Origin of the sequence: Pseudomonas putida (genome assembly GCF_003228315.1) — a bacterium.
Lineage (GTDB): Bacteria > Pseudomonadota > Gammaproteobacteria > Pseudomonadales > Pseudomonadaceae > Aquipseudomonas > Aquipseudomonas putida_S.
The window spans coordinates 2,025,317-2,047,086 of sequence record NZ_CP029693.1; the positions used below are offsets into that span (position 1 = coordinate 2,025,317).

Here is a 21,770-nt window from a genome sequence, read left to right on the forward strand (position 1 = left end):
CATCAGGCAGGTAAAGGGACGCAAATCAAAAAGTTGTTTTGTACGTGAACGACAGCCAGCCATGGTCGTTCTGCACCGCCGCGCCATTCGTGTAGTCACTGGTGACGTAGCCGCGAGCCGGATTGTTTTTGTAATCGGCATGCGAGTCTATCCATTTGAGGGTGAAGTTGTGCAAGTTCATCCACTTGCCACTGATACCCACGGAGTAGTTGTAGGCACCTTCGCTAGTACCACCCAGCGTCGGGCTATTGCCGTCAATGCCGTAGGCCCAGGTCACCGGCATCGACACATCCCAGCCCGGGAACAATTGCGGCCACTCAGGAGTGAAGCCAACTTGCGTACCGACCGAGTGGTCATCTGCACAGTTCTTGCTGTAAGCCGTCACGCAGCCATGGCCACGCCCGTTATAACGCGCATCATTTTCGGTGATTTTGTCCAGTTTGTTGTAAGTCAACTCAGCTTGAAGAGTGCCCCCCTCCCAAAGCGCGGTGCGAGGCAGCAGGTAGATGCCGTTAATCAATGCATGGTAACTGTCACCGCGCGCACCTTCGGCTTGGGAGTAACTGGCATCCCCTGTGGAAATCACGGTGTAACCCGCCACTGAGTTCAATGCTGTGTTCTTACGGTAGGACACTTCACCCGCAACACTGACCGTACCGAGGTTTTTGGTCAGACTCAGGCCGTACAGCTCGGTGTCACGAGCGTAGTTATAGCGAATAGCGTTGGGCACACCGGCGAAGCGGCCTGGCGCCACTTGTACGATACCGACCTGGGTAAAACTCCAAGGCAGTTTCTCACCGAACTTGCGGTAGTAGACCCCGGCGGTACCTTCCAGCCAGTAGGGGCTCCAGCGCAGGTTCACGCCGAAGTCACCGTGGCTGTCGGGCTCGATGTCATCACCGTTGGGAATTCTGAAGATTGCAGCAGGCGAACCGAGATCAGATCGTGCTCCATCAGCATTCGAGAAGTAGGTACCACCTGGCACCAGGCGAAACGGCTTCCAATCCAGCAGGTATTGCGCACCAAACGAAAGTTCGTCAGTGAGCTGGACATCAGTGGAAATTTGCTTGAGCGGCAGGAACAACTCTTTGGCTTCCGCACCAGGGCTGGTAGCAGCCTTGATGGTGTCAACCGGACCTTGGGAGTAAGCGATAGAGTTACCGAGGGTAAACAGCGATTCGCCCCAGTAGACGTTGTGCTGACCGGCCTTCAGGTTGACGCCAACGCTACCGAGTTGAAACCCGGTGAATGCAAAGGCATCAAGGAATTCACCGGATGGCCCGGCGATGTAGCGATTGGCATAACCGTTGTAGTGATTGTTGTTGTAGTTGCCACTACCTACCAGGTTCGGATTGGGCTCTGCACTGTCCTGATAAGCATCGTCATACCAGCCAGCAGCACTGACGCGGAAACCATGCTTCTGCTTCCACGCGACATCCAGTTCGGTGAGCAGGTCAACACGATTGGTGACCATGTCGCCTTTATCGAACTTGTGCTCCGTATCGTCGTAGAACGGCGATTTATCAAAATCGTCATTGCGCCCTTCCATCCGCCAGCCGGCGTTGTAGCGAACGGTATTATCCCAACGGACGCTAACGTCAGGGTTGCCGGTTTCGACTTCAAACGCCAACGCTTCGTTGCCAGCAGCTGCCCCCAGCAGCAACGCAATTGAACAAGACACATAGACCGGTTTAATGGAACTGACACTTCGACCGCTAACGCTGCGTTTTGTGGTTGTTTTCACTGCCTGCCTCTCCGATTCGAATCGGTTTCTTATTTTCGGCTATGACCCCCTGCAACTGGGGGTCTAGACACTGGGCACGAAGACCAAACTGACTGCAGCAAGGGCGAGCGCAAATAGAGCATTTGGCCTTGACGCTGTCAATGACGATCCTTCAGAACCGCTGAGTCACAAGCTAACAGATCGTCAGCTATTGGCAAGACGTTTTCTGCTGATTTTTTTTGTTACCTATTTTTTTACTTATTTATCAATCTGTTAATGAAACAAAAGACCTTCACCCAAGAGCCAGTTCATTACTGAATGACAGTTAAACATCAGTGCAATGCCGCCCGTCATATGAGCGAATCGCGACGATATAGTCCAAATGGACGACTGATTTTTCCCGGATTCACGCGCCCTCCTCCCCCATCAGTCAGATGCAACACAATAACCACTGGCATTCGAAAAATAACTGATATATCGTCAGCTTTACTGCATAACAATAAACCAGCGGCTTTTTCATGCGACCACGCCACCCCCCCCTCCGGGCAGGTGTGCGGCAAGCAAAAAAGCCAGGAGCCAGCTGATGTCCACCGCACCCTATCCGCATCTTTTCGAACCCATACGCTTGCGTAATCTAGACATTCCCAACCGCACGGTGATGGCGCCGATGTCGACTAATCTGGCCGGGCATGATGGCCAGGTAACGCCACAGCAGATCGCCTTCTATCGCGAACGCGCTGAAGGCGGCACGGGCATGATCGTGGTGGAGTTTTGTTGTGTGGATGCAGCCAGTGGTCGCTCCGAGCACCGCCAGCTGACGCTGGAAACACCGGCGTTTGTTGCCGGGCATCAGCGCCTGGTGGAAGCCATCACCGGCGCCGGTTCAGTGGCGTGCCTGCAATTGCAGCATGGCGGCCAGGGTGCCAAACGCGAGCTGGTGACCGATGGCATGCCTTGGGCGCCCAGCGATATCGCCTCGCGATCCGACCCTTCACGCCTGGTCGCCCGCGGCATGACCGAAGAGCAAATCGAACACCTGATCGAATGCTTCGGCCGCAGTGCGGAACTGGGTGTTCTGGCCGGTTATCAAGCCTTTGAGCTGCACGGTGCCCATGGCTACCTGCTGACATCCTTTCTGTCGCCCTACAGCAACCATCGTGAAGATGCCTGGGGTGGCGATGAAGAACGGCGCCTGAACTTCTCCCGGCGCGTGATCGCACGGGTGCGCCAGAGTATCGGTGACCGCCCGTTGATCTATCGGCTCTCGGCAGACGAGTTCACCCCCAAGGGTCTCGATATCGACGACATGGTGCGTATCGCACCGAAACTGGTGGCTGCCGGCGTCGATGCACTGCATGTGTCCATGGGATTGGGCTGGACGAGTTTTGACAAAGTCATCGAACCCATGTCGACCCCCGAAGGCTGGCGCCTGCCCTATTCGCGGCGCATCCGCGAAGCGGTCAATGTACCGGTCATCAGTGTCGGGCAGATTCGCTGGCCGCAAACGGCGGAAAACGCCATTCGTGACGGTGACGCCGACATGATCGCCCTGGGCCGCCCGCTGCTGGCCGATCCCGAGTGGGCCAACAAAGCACGGCGTGATGCTGCTTTGGATATACGTCCCTGCACCTCGTGCAATTATTGCGTCGCCATCAGCTCCGGCGCCCACGGCACCATAGGCTGCGCCGAGAACCCCCGCAGCGGTCATGAACTCGACCGCTTGCCTGACGCCGGCAACCTTCGCGGCCAGCGCGCAGTCGTCGTCGGCGGTGGCCCTGGCGGCATGGCCGCCGCATTGATGCTGCAACAAGCAGGTTTCGCCACCGAGCTCCATGAGAGCCGCGAGGAACTCGGCGGCGGCCTGATCGCCTCGGCCGCACCGCCGTTCAAGGACAAGCTGACCTGGTACTTGAATTACCTGATTCGCCAGCTCGATAAAAGCGCCGTGAAGGTTCACCTGAACAGTCATGTCGATGCCAGCACCCTGTCCGGACCGGGCGCACCCGCCATCGTGTTGCTGGCAATCGGCGGCAGAGCCCTGCGCCTGCCAATCAAGGGGATCGACTCAAGCCATGTACGCGACGCTTATGAGTTGCTGATGGGCCACACGCAAAACTTCCCCGCTGTCGACGATACCTTGCCATTGCTGGTCTATGGCGGCGGCGAGACGGGCTGTGAAACTGCCGAGCTTTTAAGTGAAAAAGGCTATGCCGTGGTACTGGTCAGCCGTTCGCCGGCCAAACAACTCGCGCGTTCGGCCGAGGTGATCTATCGCGGCGTGCTCAATACGCGTCTGGCCAGCAACCCACGTATCCGCATCATCGATAACAGCAGCATTGTCGCCATTGCCGAAGACGGCCGCGTGCAATTGCAACACAACGACGGTGAACACAGCGAATTGCAGACCCTCGGCGTACTGATCGCCCAGGGACGCAGGCCCGATGACACCTTGCTCAATCACTTGCTCGAGGCGGGTCTCGCCGTAGCGACCATCGGCGATGCGCGCAAGGGCGGACGAATCGGCGATGCCGTGCACGATGCCTATCAGACCGTACTCGGTCTGTGCGCCAGCGATGCGCCGATGCGTCCGCTGGCGTGCTGATGCTCAGTCGAACTGAATCTTGCCCAAGGAAACCATCATGCAACTGACGCTCTCCCCCGAGGATCTGGCCTTTCGCGAGTCGGTCCGGGCCTTTCTCAAGGACAAACTGACCGATGACGTGATTCGTCGCAGCCGCACCGGTATGCATCCACCGAACGAAGATGACCGGCGCTGGTGGAACCGGGTGCTCAACGAGCAAGGTTGGGCCGCACCGCATTGGCCGGTCGAATACGGTGGAACCGGCTGGAGCCATCTGCAGACGCACATCTTCGAGTACGAATGCAAACTGGCCGGCGCCCCGGAGCTGCGCTGGCAAGGCCTGCGCCTGCTCGCCCCGGTGCTCTATACATACGGCAGCGAGCAACAAAAGGCGCGCTACCTGCCACCGATCCTCAATGGTGATGAAATGTGGGCGCAGGGTTTCTCTGAGCCGGGTGCCGGCTCCGACCTTGCCGCACTCAAGACCAAGGGCGTGCTCGAGGGCGATCACTACGTGGTTAACGGCCAGAAACTCTGGACCACTGAAGGTCAGTACTGCGAGCAAGGCTTCTTTCTTGTACGTACGGAAAACAGTGACCGCCCGCAAAAGGGCATTTCGATGATGATCATCGACATGAAGTCACCTGGCGTCACGGTGCGGCAGATCCCGATGATCAACGGTGAAGGTTCAACCTGCGAAGTGTTCCTCGACAACGTCCGGGTCCCGAGGGAAAACATTATCGGTGAAGTCAATCAGGCTTGGTCCCAGGCCAAGTTCCTGCTCTCCAACGAACGCACCTCCAGCGCCGACATCTATAAGGCCCGCGCTGACCTTGAGCGCATCCGCCTGATTGCCGGCGCAGAGCACAAGAATGGCGTGCCGCTGCTGCAGGATCCCGAATTCGTGCGGCGTTTCACCGGAGTGCGCCTGGAGGTTGAAGCACTGGAATGGTCAGTGCTGCGCGTGCTGCATGAAGCCCCCAGCCACCACCCCATTGCCGCCTGCGCGTCGGTGCTGAAAGTGCGCGGTTCGTCCCTGCAACAGAAACTCACCGAGCTGATGAGCGACGCGTTGGGTCAGCGCAGCCTGCGGGTCTACAGCCGCGACGAGGCGTTTGCCGACCCGACGGGCGATCCGCTGTGGCCAGGCCATGTTCCCGGCGTCACCGCTGACCTCATGTACTTGCGCGCCTGCACCATTTTTGGCGGCGCCATGGAAGTACAAAAGAACATCATTGCCAAACTGGCTTTCGGGTTTTGACCATGAATTTCGAACTCACTGATGAACACAAGCTGCTGGCCGAAAGTGCCGAGCGCTACATGCGCGAACGTTATGTATTCGAAGAGCGTCGCCACACCGTGACCAGCGGTGCCCATTTCTCGCGCAAACACTGGCAGCACTTCGCCGAAATGGGCTGGCTGGCGCTGGACATCGCCGAAGCGGACGGTGGCGTGGGCGCCAGCAGTTTCGAGCTGACGCAGGTGATGGAACCCCTGGGGCATGGCTTGCTGCTCGAACCGGTGGTCGACTCCGCTGTGCTCTGCGCACGCATCCTGGGCACAAGTGACAATACCGGCGAACGCCAGCGCCTGCTTGAATCGATTGCCAGCGGTGAAACCGTGATGGCCCTCGCCCATCAGGAACAAGACGCTCGCAATGAATACCAGGTGCAACTGCGAAGTAGTGCCCGACGTGTCGCCGATGGCTGGGCCTTGAATGGCCAAAAGCACCGCGTATTCCATGGCGGCGTAGCGGACAGCCTTCTGGTGAGCGCCATCCTTGAAGACAGCAACGAAGCGGCGCTGTTCGTGGTCGACCGTGCGGCGGTCGGGATGACGGCCAACACCTACGAGCTGATCGACGGCAGTCGCGCCGCGGATATGCATTTGCAAGACGTACAGGTCACCGACGCGAACCTGTTATTGCGCGGCGAGGCCGTGCAGCAAGCCATTGAAGCCGGGCTCGACCGCGCCATCCTGGCGTTGTGCGCTGCCAGCGTTGGCTCCATGGAAGCGGTCATGGCCATGACCGCTGACTACCTCAAGACACGCGTGCAATACGGCAAGCCTCTTGCGCAATTCCAGGCCCTGCAACATCGCATGGCGGAGATGTTCGTGGAAACCGACCAGGCCAGGTCCATGTTGTTCAGCGCGATCAATGCGTTTGATTCAGGGGATGTCGAGACCCGGCGCCAGGCAGTGTCCGGTGCCAAGGTATTTATCGCCCGCGCCCACTATTTCGTTGCCAGCCAAGGCATTCAGTTGCATGGAGGCATCGGCACCACCGATGAGTACGCGGTCGGCCATCACTACAAGGCAGCCGTACTTTTTGAAAAGCGTTTTGGCGACAGCGACTTCCACCTGACTCGCGCCGCCGGCAACCTGCAACAACCCGTCGGAGGGGCTTTGTATGCGTGATTATCTGCCACTGTCTTTCGCCGATGACCTGGAGCAACGCGCTCGCTTTTATCGCAATGACCCGGCTTATATTCTGGGCGAGAAACGCATCAGCCACGGCGAGCTGCTGTCCAGCGCGAAACTGATCGGCTCGGCCTTGTACAGCGCAGGGTTGCAGCATCAGGATCGAGTCGGGATCCTCTCGATGAATTCAATTGAGTTCGGCGAAATCATGGCTGCCACCCAGTGGGCCGGCTATATCCTCGCACCGGTCAATTTCCGGTTGGCCCCGGCAGAGATCGCCGGCATTGTCTGTGATGGCTCGCCTCGGCTGTTCTTTTTCGAAGCACAGTACCTGCCGATCATGGAGCAGTTGCGCCATGAATTGCCGTCGGTGGAGACCTTTGTCTGCATCGACGGCGAGAGCGACTGGGCAATCGGCTATGAAGACTTCATCGCCACTGGCGATCCGCTCGGCCCGCCGATCCGCGCCACCGAAGAAGACATCTGCTGCCTGATCTACACCAGCGGTACCACCGGAAAACCCAAAGGCGTGATCTGGGGCCACCGCGAGTATCGGCAGTTGGTCCAGGTCGATACCTGGTTGATCGACATGCAGCAACCGGACGTCACTTTGATCGTTATGCCCATGTTTCATTTGGGCGGCATGGTCATCAGCCTGTCCCAGCACGTTCGTGGCGGCGCAGCCTTTCTTCAGCGTCAGTTCGAGCCTCTGGATGTGCTCAAGGCTATCGAGAAGGAGCGTTTGAGCATCCTGTTGCTGGCACCGACCATGGTACAGATGGTGCTCGAGCATCCGTACGTGAGCCAGGCCGACCTCTCCAGCGTACGCACCATCATTTACTCCGCAGCCCCCATGCCGGTGCCGGTACTGAAAAAAGCCATCGATGTGTTCAACGGCTGCAACTTCGTCAACCTGTTCGGCCAGAGTGAAATCTGCATGTTCTCGCTGTCGTCGGCCCAACATCGACCCGATGGCACTGAGCAGGAGCGCAAGCGCCTGGGCTCGGTGGGCAAGCCCTACCCCAACCTGCTGGCCAAGGTGGTCGATGAGGACGGTAACGAGTGCCTGCCAAACCAGCCGGGGGAAATCCTCGCCAAGAGCAGCGCGATGTTCCGTGGTTACTGGAACAACAATGCCGCCACCCTGCAAACCCTGCGTGATGGTTGGTGCCATACCGGTGACATGGGGCGCTTCGATGAGGATGGTTTCCTGTACCTGGTCGACCGCAAGAAAGACATGATCATTACCGGTGGCGAAAACGTCTATTCACGGGAAGTCGAAGAAGCCTTGCTGCAACACGCTGCGGTATCCGAATGTGCCGTGATTGGCATTCCCGATGCCAAATGGGGTGAAAGCGTCTGTGCGGTCATCACTTTCAAACAGGGAGAAAGCACCAGCGAGGACGTCCTTATCGAGCACACGCGGACATTGATCGCCAGTTACAAGAAACCGAAGAAAATCATTGTGGTCGATGCGCTGCCCAAGCTGGTCACCGGCAAGGTCAACAAGATCGAACTGCGCAAGCTCTACGCACAACCGAACTGAACCCGGGCGAGGTTGCCATGAACTTGAACGTATCCGAAGAGCAGCAAATGTTGCTCAACTCCGTCACCCGCCTTTTCAGCGTTGAGTCCAGCCCTGCACGCGTGCGCGCAGCAGAAGCCAGTGGGTTCGACGCTGACTTGTGGCAGCAACTGGTGGATTTCGGTATTACAACCATGCGCATTCCGGCATCCGCCAGTGGTTCAGACATGGGACTGCTGGAGGCACTGCTGGTTGCCGAGGAAGCCGGACGCCATCTGGTCTCGGTGCCTCTGGCCGAATCGCTGCCAGCGGCGCGCCTGCTGGCACAGCTCGACAGCCCGGCCGCAACAGCGCTGCTCAATCAGGCCAAACAGGGCGAACTGATCACACTCGCCCCGCAGCCCTACTGCGCGGGGCGATCCATTGCCCTGCCGGGTGCCAATGCCGCTATTGCCGTGCTTGTTCGTCAGGGCGATGCCATTCTGGCCCTGACGGGGCTGGCGGCAAAATCGCCAAGCGCCAATCTTGGGGCCGATAGCCTGCAGATACTGACCGCCGATGACGACACGGTCGAGAGCTACATAGTCGCCAGCGGTATCGAGTCCTGCCGCGCATTCGAGCAAGCCGTGGAAGAGTGGAAATTGCTCAAGGCGGCCATGCTGATGGGCCTTGCCCATCAGGCATTGAAATTGGCCGCTGCTTATTCATGCGAACGCCAGCAGTTCGGGCGAGCTATCGGTGGTTTTCAGGGTATCGCCCATCCATTGGCCGACGCCCTGACCGAAATCGAGGGCGGCCAACTGCTGGTACGACATGCGGTCTGGAGCATCGCGCGGCAGCAACCCGATGCGGCCGCATTGGTCTCGATGGCCTGGTGGTGGGCAACGCAATCCGTCGGGCGTGCGGTGGCCCGTGCCCTGCATACTTTCGGTGGCTACGGCGTTTCACTGGAATACGACGTGCAACTGTATTACCGCCGGGCGAAAGCCTGGGGGATGCTCAATGGCGACCCGCAGCTTGAACTGGACAGGGTTGCCGCACGCTTGTGGAGTGACGGTCACACCGTCGCCCTGCCAGACGTCGGTGAGGTCAATCTGGAATTCGGCCACGGGCCGCAGGCTGCACTGTTCGCCGAAGAGGTTCGAGCGTTTTTCCGCACCCATCTGACCGAAGAATTGAAAGCTCACGCCCATCATTCGGTCGATGGCTACCATGCCGGCTTTAACCGCATGCTGGCCGACGCAGGGCTGCTGTTTCCTCATTGGCCTATCGAATTCGGTGGCCGGGGCAAGAACGCTTTTGACATGGCCGCCTTGCAGGAAGTGTTCGAAACGCACAACTGGCAGCGCATCACCACCCCGATCACCAACCAGGTAGCGCAGATCGTCATGCGCTTCGCCAGCGACGAAGTCAAAACAGAAGCCCTGCCCCGCTTTGCCAGTGGCGAAGCGTTGGCTTGCCTGGGCTTCAGCGAGCCTTCGTGCGGCTCCGACGTTTTCGCTGCGAAGACGCGTGCCACGCGCACCTTTGATGGCAACTGGGTCATCAACGGGCAGAAGATGTTCACTACCGCCGCCAACCTTGCGGACTATGTTTTCCTGCTGGTGCGGACCAACCCCGATGTGCCCAAGCATGCAGGCCTGACGCTGTTCCTGGTGCCGATGGACTTGCCGGGCATCGAAGTCCATCCGGTGCATACCCTGCAGGATGAGCGCACCAACATTACCTACTTGAGCGAAGTTGTCGTCGCCGATCGCTATCGGATCGGTGAAATCGACGGTGGCACCGCTGTCATGGCCGCGACCCTGGAGCTGGAGCACGGCGGTGATCAGTACCGCATCAGTTTCGAAAACATGTACAAGCATGCGCTGGCCTGGGCGCATTCGACTCAGCGTGATGGCCACCCCATGTTGGCAAATGCCGATGTACAACGCCGACTGGCACGTGTGGCGGTACACACGACCATTGCCCGCGACCTGTGCTACCGGACCATTTGGGGCGTACAGGAGCAAGTGCCTGGCCGCGCCGCCTTCGGACCGATGTCGAAACTGTTTTCCACTGAACAATACCAGCGTGATGCCCTCGACTTGATGGACCTCTGCGCACCCGACACCCTGCTGCAATCAAACACCGGGCTAGGGCATGTGGAGCTGGGTTATCGGCAGTCGATCGGCATGACGATCTACGGCGGTACCAGCGAGATCCATCGCAGCCTGATTGCCGAACAGGCACTCGGCATGCCGCGCTCCAGGACCTGAGGATCCACAGATGCCGCGCTTGCAGCTTGAGCTTCCGGAAGAATCTTTCTGCTTCAGCACAACGTTCAGGGTGCGCATGAGCGAAATCAATGCTGGAAATCACGTGGGCAACGACAGGCTGATTTCCTTGATTTCGGATGCGCGTACGCTGTTCCTGTGCCACTACGGCATGCCACCCGAGGATGTCGCTAACAGTCGCCACGGTACGCTGATCACCGATCTGGCAACCATTTACAAGGCGCCCGCTTATTTCAATGATCAATTGCTTATAGAAGTGGGGGTGACGGACCTGAACACCTATGGAGGGGATTTTATCTATCGCATTACACGCAAGCACGACGCGCGCGTGATTGCACTGGCAAAGAATGGCTTCGTTTTCTTCGATTTTGTCGCTTCGAAAGTCGTGGAAGTACCTACTGAGTTCAAGGAGCGCTTCAGTACTCACTTACAACATTGACCCCTACTACAGCGAGGTCGCAGGTCTGTGCAACCTGCGACCTCGCCATTTTCAAACCCCTCTGAAATTGGGTGGGCGCTTGCCCATGAACGCCTCGACTGCTTCGCGATGGTCCTGGGTCAGGTACAACGCCGCCTGGTTATCCATCTCGTAGCCCAGCGCCTCATCAAGAGTGCCCATGCCACGAGACAATGCAGAGCGTACCAGCGCCACAGAAAGCGGCGCGTGAGCAGTAAAGCTTTGCGCCAGGCTGACTGCCGTAGGCAACAAATCATCGTCTTCGGACACCAGAGTATCGATTATCCCTAGCTTCAATCCTTCCTCGGCTTCGACCACCGCTGCGCTATAGAACAACCGTCGCGCCTGCGCCACACCAATGCGCTGTGGAAGACTCCAGAGCAATCCAAGGTCCGGAACCAACCCTACCTTGGCAAAGGAAGAAACGAACTTGGCGCTTGGCGCTGCCACGACATAGTCGGCTGCGGCGGCCAATGAAAACCCGGCGCCCGCGGCATAACCTTGCACCGCGGCGATCACCGGTTTGTTGCCAGAAACCATCGCCTTGACCACCCGGTGCCCGAGCACCATCCGTCCACGACCGACGGGTAGCGGACGCTCGGCCGACATGCCGGAAACATCGCCACCGGAACAAAAATGCCCATTGGCGCCGTTGATCACAATGGCCCGGCACTCGACGTCTTCGTTAAGTGCCTCGAGACAATCGGCGAGAACAGTGAGCAAATCACGGGACAAGGCGTTTCGAGTCTTGGCATTGTTCAACGTCACAACCGCCACGGTACCGTGGCGTTCCAGCAAAACCAGGTCATTCATAGTTGGCTCCATTGGCAAGAAGGCCGCGCAATAGCGCGATCAGCGCGAGAGGCTGGTCGATCATCATGTGATGGTGGGCACCGGGTATTCCGAACGGACCGCGCCCATCGGGAAGGTCCGCCACGATGCGCTCGGCCATGACCCTGGACACGATCGCGCTGTGCTCGCCATAGACGAAATCCACCGGTCGGTTGACCCTGGGCAGCAAGCTCGCTGCCAACTCCTCCTGCGCGACCCCGGAGGGCATCATCGGGTCGAACTTCCAGCACAGGCCCTGTTCATGCTCGGCCAATGAATGCCGGGCGATGTGATCGACGATGTACGGCAAGGCAACAGGCTGCTCCGGCAACAGGCGATAACGCCCCAGCGCCGTCGCCTGGTCCGGGTAAAAACGTCGTGGTGCAGGCTTGACTGGATCGAAAGGCGGGATGTCCTCGGGATAAACCACCAGGGCATCGAGAATGATCAACCGCTGGAAGAGATCAGGGCGGTCGGCACAGGCACGCAGCACCCGCGCTCCCCCGTAGCTGTGACCTACGGCAATGACCGGCCCCAGTCCAGCCTGTTCGATAAAGCCGACGATATCGGCCGCCGCGATCTGAAACGGGTAATCCGAACGATGACCGCTGTCCCCCATCCCGGACAGATCGAGGGCGACAACCCGATAGTGTTCGGCGAAGAACGGCGCTATGCAGTCCCACCAATGGGCATGCGCACGCAGACCATGCACAAACAGCAGCACCGGCTTGTCAGCATTGAGTGGCGACCAGCTCAGGTAATGAAGCGAGATACCCTCGACGCTGACGCGATGTGATTGTCCCGCCTGGGCGATAGCCCGGCTAAACCAGCTGGGCACCTCCTGGGCGCGGCGACCTAAGGCAGCCTGGGCGAAAGAGGCGCTCAGCATGATCGATCAACGCTGATTGAATTTAGGTGTGCGCTTCTCACGGAAGGCCGCAATGGCCTCGACATGATCCTTGCTCGCCGAGGAAACGTTTTCGTAAGCCATACCCACGTCCATCATGCTCGCCGCCATCTGGCGCAGCGGTACGTTGATGGTCGATTTGCTCCAGCGCAGAGACTGTACCGGCATGGCAGCGAGTTTATCGGCGTAGGCGTCGACGTAGGCATCCAGTTCGGCAGCTGGCATGGCGGCGTTGACCATACCAAACTCGACGCCCTGTTTAGCGGTGAACTTCTCACCCGTGAACAGGTAGTGCTTGGCGCGGGCATAGCCCATCAGGTACGGCCACATGATCTGCCCACCGTCGCCGCTGATCAGACCGACGTTGTTGTGCGGATCGCCAAAGCGTGCGGTCTCGGCGGCGAAGACCACATCGCAGAACACTGCAACGGTAGCGCCCAGGCCAATCGCATCGCCGTTGACCTTGGCAATGATCGGCTTGTCGCACTCCAGCATGCCGTTGACGATGCGCTTGGCTTCGCGAACGCAACGATAGAACTCGGTCGGGTTGTCATGCAGCCATTGCATGTACTCGATATCGCCACCGGCACTGAAGGCACGGCCCGCGCCGGAGACAACAATGATGTCGCTTTCAGTATCTTCAACCAAGTCGTAGAACAACCAGGACAGCTCGGTGTGCGACACGCCGGCGAAGCTGTTGAGCTTTTCTGGCTGGTTGAAAGTCACGTTCAGAACACGGCCACGACGTTCGAAAGCAATCGTCTTATAGTCAGCGAAATTCATCATCACCCTCCAAGGGCCTTTTGTTGTTAAACTCATCGAAAGCTGACATTTGGTCAGTTATGTGTAGAATGTATAGCACCAGAATCAGTGACGCAAGCCCAAAAAAGCCAAGAAAAATACAATAACCAACTGACATTCATTTTTAGGAGCTTCCCATGCGGATATTTGCGGCAACTTCGCGCTATGTTCAGGGCAATGCGGCACTCGATGAATTGGGCCGCCATTGCGCAGTGCTGGGCAGGAGTGCCCTGGTGATCACCGACGCCGACATGGCCCGGTTGCTGGGCGACCGCGTGCTGGCGAGCTTCAAGGCAGCCGACGTTGCTTGTGCCCTTGAAGTTTTTCCGGGGGAGATCACCCATGCCGCCATTACCGCTCTGGCTCAGGACAGTTTGCGGTTCGGTGCCGACATGGTGGTGGGTCTGGGTGGCGGCAAGGCTCTGGACACCGCCAAGGGTGTCGCCTTGAAGCTGGGTTTGCGCAGCATCAGTGTGCCGACCATCGCATCGAACGATGGCCCAGCCAGTGCCGCCATTGCCGTGTACGACGATGAACACATCATGCAGGACATCCTCCATTTGCCACGCAACCCGGACCTGGTGCTGGTCGACACAGGCGTCATCGCCAATGCCCCGGCACGTTTTCTGCGTGCCGGAATTGGCGATGCCATTTCAAAGAAGTTCGAAGCCCAGGCTTGCGCCTCCGCCGGTGCCCTTACCCTGCTGGGCACCCCGGCATCGCTGACTGGCCTGATGGCCGCCGATGCCTGCTACAGCATCATTCGCAAACACGCCGCCGCGGCGTTGCGCGCCGTCGAAGCCAAGCAGGTCAACGATGATCTGGAGGCACTGGTCGAAGCCACGGTACTGCTCAGCACGATCAGTTTCGAGAACGGTGGCTTGTCGGTTTCCCACGCCATTGCTCGCGGCTTCTCTTATTTGCAGCGAGCCAAGGGCACACTGCATGGCGACCACGTTGCCTACGGCTTGCTCGTTCAATTGGTGCTGGAAAATCGCCCGCTGGCGTTCATAGAAGAGCTGATCGGTTTCTATCATGAGATCGGGCTGCCGACGCTGTTGCAAGACTTTGGCCTGCTGCAGCCGAGCGATAAAGAGATTCGCGAGCTGGCCGAGAAGTCCATGGTCAGTCCGAGTGCCGCGCGATTCTCCCCCCCAGTCGATGCCAATCAATTGGAGGCAGCTATCAAGCGCGTAGAGCAACTGGGCGGATAATTTCCTGAATTCCAGGCAGCAAAAAGGGGAGCCTGGGCTCCCCTTTTTGCTGCCTGGAACTTTTTGCTGCCTGGAACTTTTTGCTGCCTGGAACTTTTTGCTGCCCGGAACTCTTTGTTGCCTGGAGCTTAGGAAAAACGCGCGAGCAATTCAGCCATGCCCGGGGATGGAATCATTTTTGCCGGGTTGTAGAACGGCGACAGCACCTTGACCAAGCGCTTCTTGCTGGCCTTGGAAATTTTCGCCTTCAGCAGCTTCTGGCGCTCGATGGATGCCGAGCGTTGTTCCTCGGTCATGCCTTCGCGATCTTTGTCAGTCAAGTAAGCCGCCACTCGCGCGGTGTGCGAACCAATGTGCTTGACCGCATAGCCGAAGGCCCAGACTCGATACAGCCAGGCGAACAGGCCATTGCCATACAGCGCCTTATAGGCCTGGAAGCACACTTCCCGGTGTTCGAACTCTTCTGCCAGGTGCCATTTCCACAAGTCCACCGCCTCTTGGTCGGCGCCTTCGAGGTACTCGTTCAGTTCTTCGAAAAAGACCTGTCCGGCCGACGAACCCATGGCCTCGAAACCTTCGCAATAGGCGACATTGAAGCGCAGTGATTTTGTGTCGAGGAAACGCTGGTAATCCTCCTTGTAAGGTTTCTCCAGGGCCTGCATGCCTTCGTAACCTGACTTGTAGAGCATCTTGTTGAAAGCCACGTGCTGCTTGCAGTGCTGCACTTCCTGCTTGTTGAAAATCTCGATGCTCTCGCGCAACTTAGGATGGCTTTCGCCAAGGGCATCCTTGACGCGCATCATGACTTTGACCAGAAACGGTTCGATATGTGCAGGTACCGTGGAAAACGCATTGTAGCTCTGGGCAAATTCATGGACCGGTGCCCAATGGGGTCGAATACTGGAAAAATCGAAGTTGGGTAGACGGACTTTCATCGCCACGGTTCCTCTTATTGTTATTGATTGTGCTCAAGTCGGGCCGCAGGTACCCAACTGCAAGAATAATAAATGACTGTTTGTCAGTTGTATTCCTATCCAGGCTCCGCGTCAATCGCCACGGAGCCCCTCGGACTAACGGCGGGCCACCACGGATGCGCCCCAGCGGCGGATATCTTCGACGAAATCCTTGGGTACCTCCATCGCCGCAAAATGCCCGCCTTCAGGCAATGACGTCATGTCAGCCAGGTTGTAGACCAACTCGATCCGGCTGCGTGGCGCCACAGGCGTCAGCGCGTCACCCGAGTACTCGGCGAACGTCGTCGGGGTTTCACAGCGAACACCAGCAGGCAGTAGCGTGAAACCATCCTTGACCACGCCGGGGTAATACCAGAGCGCACTGGTGAAGCTGCCGGTCATCACATACAGCACGATGTTGCTCAGCAGAGTGTCCAGGTCGAAGACCTGTTCGAAGCTGCGCTGACGCAAATCCGCCCAGTCATGAAAGCGCTCCAGTATCCAGGCTGCCTGGCCCATTGGATTGTCCGCGGCGGCCCAGGCAATCGACTGTGGCTTGCTCATCTGTACTGCTGCATAACCGCTGTAGGCCCGCTGGGCGGCTTCGGCCTGGCGCTGCCAATTGAGCTCAGCGTCGTCTCGCGGTGGTGTCAGCGAGCGAAAGCCCAGCATGTTCAGATGAATCGCTTCGACATGCTTGCCATGGTCCAGGCCAAGCCAGGATGTGACGATGGAGCCCCAATCGCCGCCTTGAGCCAGATAGCGCGGGTAGCCCAGTACCTCAGTCATCAGTTTGTTCCACAGGTTCGCCGTCTGACGCTGACTGAAGACGCCAGGTGGTTTGCCGCTGAAACCGAAGCCCGGCAGGCTTGGGATAACCAGGTCGAAGGCCTGGTCGGCAGTGCCGCCATGGCGTGACGGGAACGCCAGCGGCTCAATGACGTCCCAGAATTCCAGGTGCGAGCCCGGCCAGCCATGGGTCAACAGCAATGGCCGACGCCCTTCGGCTTCGCCTTTGACATGGACGAAATGCACGTCCAGGCCGTCGATCTCGGCGATGAATTGTGGGTAACGATTGAGCCGGTCCTGGCAGGCCTGCCAGTTGAACGATTCAAGCCAGTGGCGTTGCAGTCGATGCAAAAACTCACTGTCACAGCCCAGCGTCCAGCCGCTACCGGCAGGCGCCGGGGGTAATCTACAATCCTCGACCTTGCGCATCACCCTCGTGATTTCGGCATCGGTCCATTGCACTTCGAAGGCTTTCATATCAGCTCCAGGTCCAGTTGGGATCGCGCTTTTCCATTTGGGCACGGCGCGCTTCGGTGGAATCGTTGTAGCGCGTCACCCGGCCCGTGTAATCCTGCTCGATACGATAACCTTCCTTGAGCCCCAGGTCCTCGACCCGTGTCAGCGATTCCTTGCCCAGACGCAAGCCGATTGGACTGTTGCGAGCGATACTGGCGGCCAGGCCCAGGGCTGCGTCCATCAATTTCTCCGGTGCGACGACCTCCTCGACAGCACCCAATCGATAGAACTCTTGTGCCGGAACCGCCTCGCCCGTGAAAAACATCTTGCGCGTCTTGAACGGCCCGACCAGCCGTTGGAGGTGCCGTGCACCACCGAGCACTCCGACCTTGATTTCCGGAACGGAGAAGGTGGCGTTCTCTGACGCGATAATCAGATCGCAGCACGCCACCAGCACCAACCCGGCACCAATGGCCTTGCCATTGACCGCCGCGATGACCGGCAGCGGACAATCGAGAATGGACCAGAAGCATTCGCGTACGACCGCTCCCGGATCGAGCAAATCAAGGGTGGTGTCGCCTTCGGCGGGTGTTCGGGCATGCCGCCGTGCTGAGTCATTGAGGTCGATCCCGGCACAAAACAGCCGGTCGCCGGGTGCAGTCAACACAATCACACTGGCTTCGGTGGACCGTGCCAAGGCATTGAAAGTGGCGGTCAGCTCACGGATGGCTACCGAATCGAGCGCATTGACCGGTGCACGGTCAAGGGTCACGACAGCGACCCGATCTCGGATTTCGGTGTGCACATGCTGCATTGGCGTGCCTGTGACAGTCGTGCTCATGAAGGGCTATCTCCAGTGGATCAAAGAGTTTCAGCTGTGCCGAGGATCAACGTGGCTTGGCTGGAAAGCGTGCCGCCGTTGGCGTGTGCCAGCGCCAAACGGGCATTGGCGACCTGACGCTGGCCAGCCTCACCCCGTAGCTGCATGCAGGATTCGACAATGGTGAACAACCCGTACATGCCAGGATGGCAGCACGACAAACCACCGCCATTGGTGTTGACCGGCAATGAACCACCCGGGGCGATGTTGCCACCCGACACGAAGTGACCGCCCTCGCCTTTCGGGCAAAACCCGAGGTCTTCGAGAAACAGCAGGGTATTGATGGTGAAGGCGTCATACAGCTGCACCACGTCGATATCCGCCGGGGTGACACCGGCCAGTGCGTAGGCACGCTGGCCCGATTCACGCGCAGCCGTCACGGTAAGGTCCTGCGACTGGTCGACACCCGAATACCAGGTCGCCGCTGCACCACCGAGCAGGTACACCGGACGCGCCTGCAGGTCACGGGCGCGGTCGGAGCGAGTCAGCACAATCGCCGCCGCACCGTCGGTAACCAGGCAGCAGTCACGCACGCTCAACGGATCGGAAACCATCCGCGCTTTCAAGCAGTCTTCGATGGTCAATTCATCCCTGACAAACGCATCCGGGTTGAGTTGGGCCCACTTGCGCGCCGCCACGGCGACCTCGGCCAGATGCTCACGGGTCGTGCCGTACTGGTGCATGTGGCGCGCGGCAGCCAGTGCATAGGACGAAAGCGGCGTCAGCGGCTTGTATGGCTTCTCGTAAGGTGAAGGCAAGCGCATTGAAACGAGCCCGCCAGACGCCGTGCGTTGGTTACTGCCGTAAATGATCAATGCCGTGTCGCAATAACCGCTTTCGAGCATCAGGGTGGCGGCGATCACATGGGAATGAAAGGCCGAGCCCCCGGTGCGGTTGTTTTCTGTAAAGCGTGGCTGGATGCCGAGGTATTCCGCCGCGCTCAAACCTGACAATGCGTCATCTGGTGTGCAGACGAACAGTGCATCGACCTCCTGCAGGCTGACGTTGGCATCCTTGAGTGCCAGGACGGCGGCCTTGGCTGCCAGGTCCAGCGATCGCATGCCCGGAGACTCGCCCATGCCGTAGGTGGCAGCGCCGACGATTGCCACCTGCCCTCGAGGAAAACGCTCCATTGCTGCACTCCGTTTCGGTCCGGTCGTTACCGGCGATTGGTCTGGACTTCGAATTAATAACTAACATAGTATCAGCTATGAAGACAAATTAGCCTAAGCTGCAGAGCGCTGCAATAGCGCTCGGAATATTCCGAAAACCGCCCATTGAAAGGACCGCTACCCATGAGCGAAACCCCACAGCATCAAACCAATGAATCCACGGGGCGCCCCGCCTGGTTTGAGTGGGCGTTGGACAATCCGGGGCGCTCACATGTCATAGAAGCCAACGGGAGCCGCCTGCACCTGCTGTCCTGGAACTTCGAAGCGCGCGACAAGCCCGTGGTGCTGTTCGTTCACGGCTTTCGTGGGCACGCGCACTGGTGGGATTTCATTGCCCCCTTCTTCGCCGACCAATACCGGGTCATCGCCCTGGACCTGTCAGGGATGGGCGACAGCGCCCACCGGGCCAGCTACGGCCCACATACCTTGGCCGAAGATGTCATTGCCGTCGCCGAGTGGCTGGACACGCCGCGCTTGATTGCAATCGGCCACAGCTACGGTGGCTCCCGCGTGCTACGCGCCTGTGCCGATCGTCCGGAGCTGTTCGAGCGACTGATCATCATTGACAGCTACGTGGTGTTTTCCGATCAGGAAGCGGTCAAGGAGCCCGCGAAGATTCGCGGTGACCGTGAATACCCGGACATTGAAACCGCCGTTGCACGTTTCCGGCTGCTACCGCAGCAGCCCGACGCAATGCCCTGCCTGGTCGAACATGTGGCCAGGCATTCAGTGCGCGCGACGGCCACCGGCGTGCGCTGGAAGTTCGACGCCAATCTGCCACCCGGTGGCGCACGCGAAGCCGACGGCGAGCAGCTCTTGTCCAGGATCAAGCGTCCCGTCGCGTACGTGTTCGGTGAACGCAGTGTCGTCGTTTCCCCAGCCATGGCTCACCGCATCGTCAACCACCTCACGGATGCCCGCGGCCCCATCGCCATACCCGACGGGCACCACCACTTGATGTTCGACCAGCCCATCGCATTGATCAGCACGCTGCGCGCGCTGCTTGCCTAACCCCTGCTTTTTGTCAGCCCGAGGACCCGAACCATGGCCATCGATTACCACAAGCTGCTGGATCTGCAGATCCCCGATACACAGCAGAGTTACACCCACAAGGACAGCATTCTTTACGCCCTGAGCCTGGGTTACGGCAGCGATCCGCTGGACGCCCATCAGCTGCCCCTGGTGTATGAGGCCGAGTTGCGAGCAGTACCCACAATGGGCGTGGTGCTCGCACACCCCGGCTATTGGCCGCGCACCCTGGACACAGGGCTTGATTGGGTGCGCATCGTGCATGCTGAGCAAGGCCTGGTCTTGCACAAACCATTGCCCGCTCAAGCCCGGGTTATCGGCAAATCCCGGGTCGCCGACATCATCGACAAGGGTGCGGACAAGGGCGCGCTGATCACCTACGAGCGACGCATTCTGGAGGCCGACAGTGGCGAGCCGCTGTGCACCATCAGCCAGACCATGCTGGCACGCGGCGACGGCGGTTTCGGTGGTCCGCAACGCAGTGCCCCAGCGCCCCACACCGTGCCTGAGCGTGCCCCCGAACACATCATCGATCTGGTGACGGCCGAAAACATGGCGCTGCTTTATCGCTTGAATGGCGACTGGAACCCTTTGCACGCCGATCCACAGGTGGCCGCCAAAGCCGGTTTTCAAAAGCCGATTTTGCATGGACTGGCGACCTGGGGTCTGGCGGGGCGCGCGATCATGCAAGCGGTGTGTGCATTCGATGGTCGCCAGATTGGGTCCATCTTCGGGCGCTTCACCGCCCCGGCCTACCCCGGTGAAACCTTCCGCACGGAGATCTGGGTCGATGGCCCGGTCATCTCCTTCCGGGTTCGCAGCATTGAACGCGATGTAGTGGTCATCAATAACGGTCGAGCCGAACTCAGAGGCTGAAACCAATAACAACAAAGGAGCACCTCATGACACCCAATGACATTCGCCTGGACGGTAAAGTCGCCCTGATTACCGCTGGCGCCAATGGTATCGGCGCCGGCATTGCCGTGAACCTGGCCCGCTTCGGCGCCCGCGTGGCCATCGCCGATATCGACCGCGCGAGCGGCGAGCAGTTGGTGCAAACCATCGAGAAAGAAGGCGGCCGGGCGCTGTTCCTGGAAACCGACGTCAACCACACGGAGCAGGTCACTGCCGCCGTGGCACGAACCGCCGAGCATTTCGGCCGCCTCGATATTTTGGTCAATAACGCCGGTGGCGTGCGCAATAGCAGTTTTCTGGAGCAAAGCGAGCGAAGCTGGCGGCGTCATATCGACTTCAATTTCATCAGCATGCTGACAGCCACCCAAGCAGCCGCGAAGGTGATGGTGGAAGCCGGCCAGGGCGGCACCATTATCAATATCGCCAGCAGCGAAGGCTTGCGCGCGGCGCCGGGGTTTGCCGTGTACGCCGCTTGCAAGGCCGGCATGATCAGTTTCAGCCGTTCGATGGCATTGGAGCTTTCCGGGCATGGCATTCGCGTGCATGCATTGGCGCCGGACATGATCATGACCGAGGGTCTGAGGCCCTATATGGAGGCCGGCGGCGAAGCAGGCAAAGCCGCCCGCGATCGTTACATCCCGCTTGGGCGCACCGGATCGACCGATGAGTTGGCTGGCGTTGTGGTGTTTCTGGTGTCGAACATGGCGTCCTATGTCACCGGCTTGACCGTGCCGGTGGATGGCGGTGCCATCGCCTCCAGTGGCTGGACCCGGTCGCCCACCACCGGCGAATGGAACCTCTACCACGCTTGAGCAGCAGCCGAAGGCTTGCGGTAAGTAA

At 59.1% G+C, this 21,770-nt stretch carries 18 protein-coding genes; 10 read left to right on the plus strand and 8 right to left on the minus strand.

The features are described 5' to 3' along the window. Positions 1-25: 25 nt before the first annotated feature. Positions 26-1,744 (minus strand): DUF1302 domain-containing protein, encoded by a 1,719-nt coding sequence (locus DKY63_RS09200; protein WP_239499390.1) that lies wholly within the window; start codon positions 1,742-1,744, stop codon positions 26-28. 562 nt (positions 1,745-2,306) lie between these two features. Between DKY63_RS09200 and DKY63_RS09205 the strand changes: the two genes are divergently transcribed. From DKY63_RS09205 to DKY63_RS09230, 6 genes are read left to right on the plus strand one after another with little or no spacing between them, the layout of a single operon-like run. Next, on the plus strand, positions 2,307-4,325 hold the full coding sequence (locus tag DKY63_RS09205; RefSeq protein ID WP_110963828.1) for an FAD-dependent oxidoreductase: 2,019 nt from the start codon (positions 2,307-2,309) through the stop codon (positions 4,323-4,325). Positions 4,326-4,362: 37 nt separating this feature from the next. Then, the gene (locus DKY63_RS09210) at positions 4,363-5,565 is read left to right on the plus strand and encodes an acyl-CoA dehydrogenase family protein (protein ID WP_096511902.1); all 1,203 of its coding nucleotides are present in this window, start codon (positions 4,363-4,365) and stop codon (positions 5,563-5,565) included. A gap of 2 nt (positions 5,566-5,567) precedes the next feature. Next, positions 5,568-6,722 (plus strand): acyl-CoA dehydrogenase family protein, encoded by a 1,155-nt coding sequence (locus DKY63_RS09215; protein ID WP_110963829.1) that lies wholly within the window; start codon positions 5,568-5,570, stop codon positions 6,720-6,722. Then, entirely contained in the window at positions 6,715-8,271 is a 1,557-nt protein-coding gene (locus tag DKY63_RS09220) for a class I adenylate-forming enzyme family protein (protein ID WP_110963830.1), read from the plus strand. The genes DKY63_RS09215 and DKY63_RS09220 overlap by 8 nt, the downstream gene beginning before the upstream one ends. Before the next feature lie 17 nt (positions 8,272-8,288). Next, positions 8,289-10,508 (plus strand): acyl-CoA dehydrogenase, encoded by a 2,220-nt coding sequence (locus tag DKY63_RS09225; RefSeq protein ID WP_110963831.1) that lies wholly within the window; start codon positions 8,289-8,291, stop codon positions 10,506-10,508. A 10-nt stretch (positions 10,509-10,518) separates the two neighbouring features. Beyond that, positions 10,519-10,965, plus strand: a complete 447-nt coding sequence (locus tag DKY63_RS09230) for an acyl-CoA thioesterase (RefSeq protein ID WP_096511906.1) — start codon at positions 10,519-10,521, stop codon at positions 10,963-10,965. A gap of 51 nt (positions 10,966-11,016) precedes the next feature. On the opposite strand, the gene DKY63_RS09235 is transcribed toward DKY63_RS09230, so the two are convergent. Genes DKY63_RS09235 through DKY63_RS09245 form a run of 3 tightly spaced genes read right to left on the minus strand, consistent with a single transcriptional unit; the run spans position 11,017 to position 13,504 of the window. Then, entirely contained in the window at positions 11,017-11,796 is a 780-nt protein-coding gene (locus DKY63_RS09235) for an enoyl-CoA hydratase/isomerase family protein (RefSeq protein ID WP_110963832.1), read from the minus strand. Then, positions 11,789-12,703 (minus strand): alpha/beta fold hydrolase, encoded by a 915-nt coding sequence (locus DKY63_RS09240; RefSeq protein WP_096511908.1) that lies wholly within the window; start codon positions 12,701-12,703, stop codon positions 11,789-11,791. Before DKY63_RS09240 ends, DKY63_RS09235 begins: the two co-directional genes overlap by 8 nt. A gap of 6 nt (positions 12,704-12,709) precedes the next feature. Beyond that, positions 12,710-13,504, minus strand: a complete 795-nt coding sequence (locus tag DKY63_RS09245; protein WP_090469057.1) for an enoyl-CoA hydratase/isomerase family protein — start codon at positions 13,502-13,504, stop codon at positions 12,710-12,712. Positions 13,505-13,659: 155 nt separating this feature from the next. On the opposite strand from DKY63_RS09245, the gene DKY63_RS09250 reads away from it, so the two are divergent. After that, positions 13,660-14,736 carry a glycerol dehydrogenase gene (locus DKY63_RS09250; protein WP_110963833.1) on the plus strand — a complete coding sequence of 359 codons (1,077 nt, stop codon included), beginning with the start codon at positions 13,660-13,662 and terminating at the stop codon, positions 14,734-14,736. A gap of 128 nt (positions 14,737-14,864) precedes the next feature. On the opposite strand, the gene DKY63_RS09255 is transcribed toward DKY63_RS09250, so the two are convergent. The 4 genes from DKY63_RS09255 to DKY63_RS09270 all read right to left on the minus strand — a co-directional run bounded on the left by DKY63_RS09255 (position 14,865) and on the right by DKY63_RS09270 (position 18,947). Then, positions 14,865-15,671, minus strand: a complete 807-nt coding sequence (locus DKY63_RS09255) for a metal-dependent hydrolase (RefSeq protein WP_110963834.1) — start codon at positions 15,669-15,671, stop codon at positions 14,865-14,867. Between the two features lie 135 nt (positions 15,672-15,806). Beyond that, a complete protein-coding gene (locus DKY63_RS09260) occupies positions 15,807-16,955 on the minus strand; it encodes an epoxide hydrolase family protein (RefSeq protein ID WP_096511911.1) in 1,149 nt (382 codons plus the stop codon). A gap of 1 nt (position 16,956) precedes the next feature. Next, entirely contained in the window at positions 16,957-17,775 is an 819-nt protein-coding gene (locus tag DKY63_RS09265; RefSeq protein ID WP_239499391.1) for an enoyl-CoA hydratase-related protein, read from the minus strand. Between the two features lie 20 nt (positions 17,776-17,795). Then, positions 17,796-18,947 (minus strand): thiolase, encoded by a 1,152-nt coding sequence (locus tag DKY63_RS09270; RefSeq protein ID WP_090469042.1) that lies wholly within the window; start codon positions 18,945-18,947, stop codon positions 17,796-17,798. 162 nt (positions 18,948-19,109) lie between these two features. On the opposite strand from DKY63_RS09270, the gene DKY63_RS09275 reads away from it, so the two are divergent. Genes DKY63_RS09275 through DKY63_RS09285 form a run of 3 tightly spaced genes read left to right on the plus strand, consistent with a single transcriptional unit; the run spans position 19,110 to position 21,742 of the window. Continuing rightward, a complete protein-coding gene (locus tag DKY63_RS09275) occupies positions 19,110-19,997 on the plus strand; it encodes an alpha/beta fold hydrolase (protein ID WP_110963835.1) in 888 nt (295 codons plus the stop codon). Between the two features lie 33 nt (positions 19,998-20,030). Next, entirely contained in the window at positions 20,031-20,891 is an 861-nt protein-coding gene (locus tag DKY63_RS09280) for a MaoC/PaaZ C-terminal domain-containing protein (RefSeq protein ID WP_110963836.1), read from the plus strand. A gap of 26 nt (positions 20,892-20,917) precedes the next feature. Beyond that, positions 20,918-21,742 (plus strand): SDR family NAD(P)-dependent oxidoreductase, encoded by an 825-nt coding sequence (locus DKY63_RS09285; protein ID WP_110963837.1) that lies wholly within the window; start codon positions 20,918-20,920, stop codon positions 21,740-21,742. The last annotated feature ends 28 nt before the right edge of the window (positions 21,743-21,770 follow it).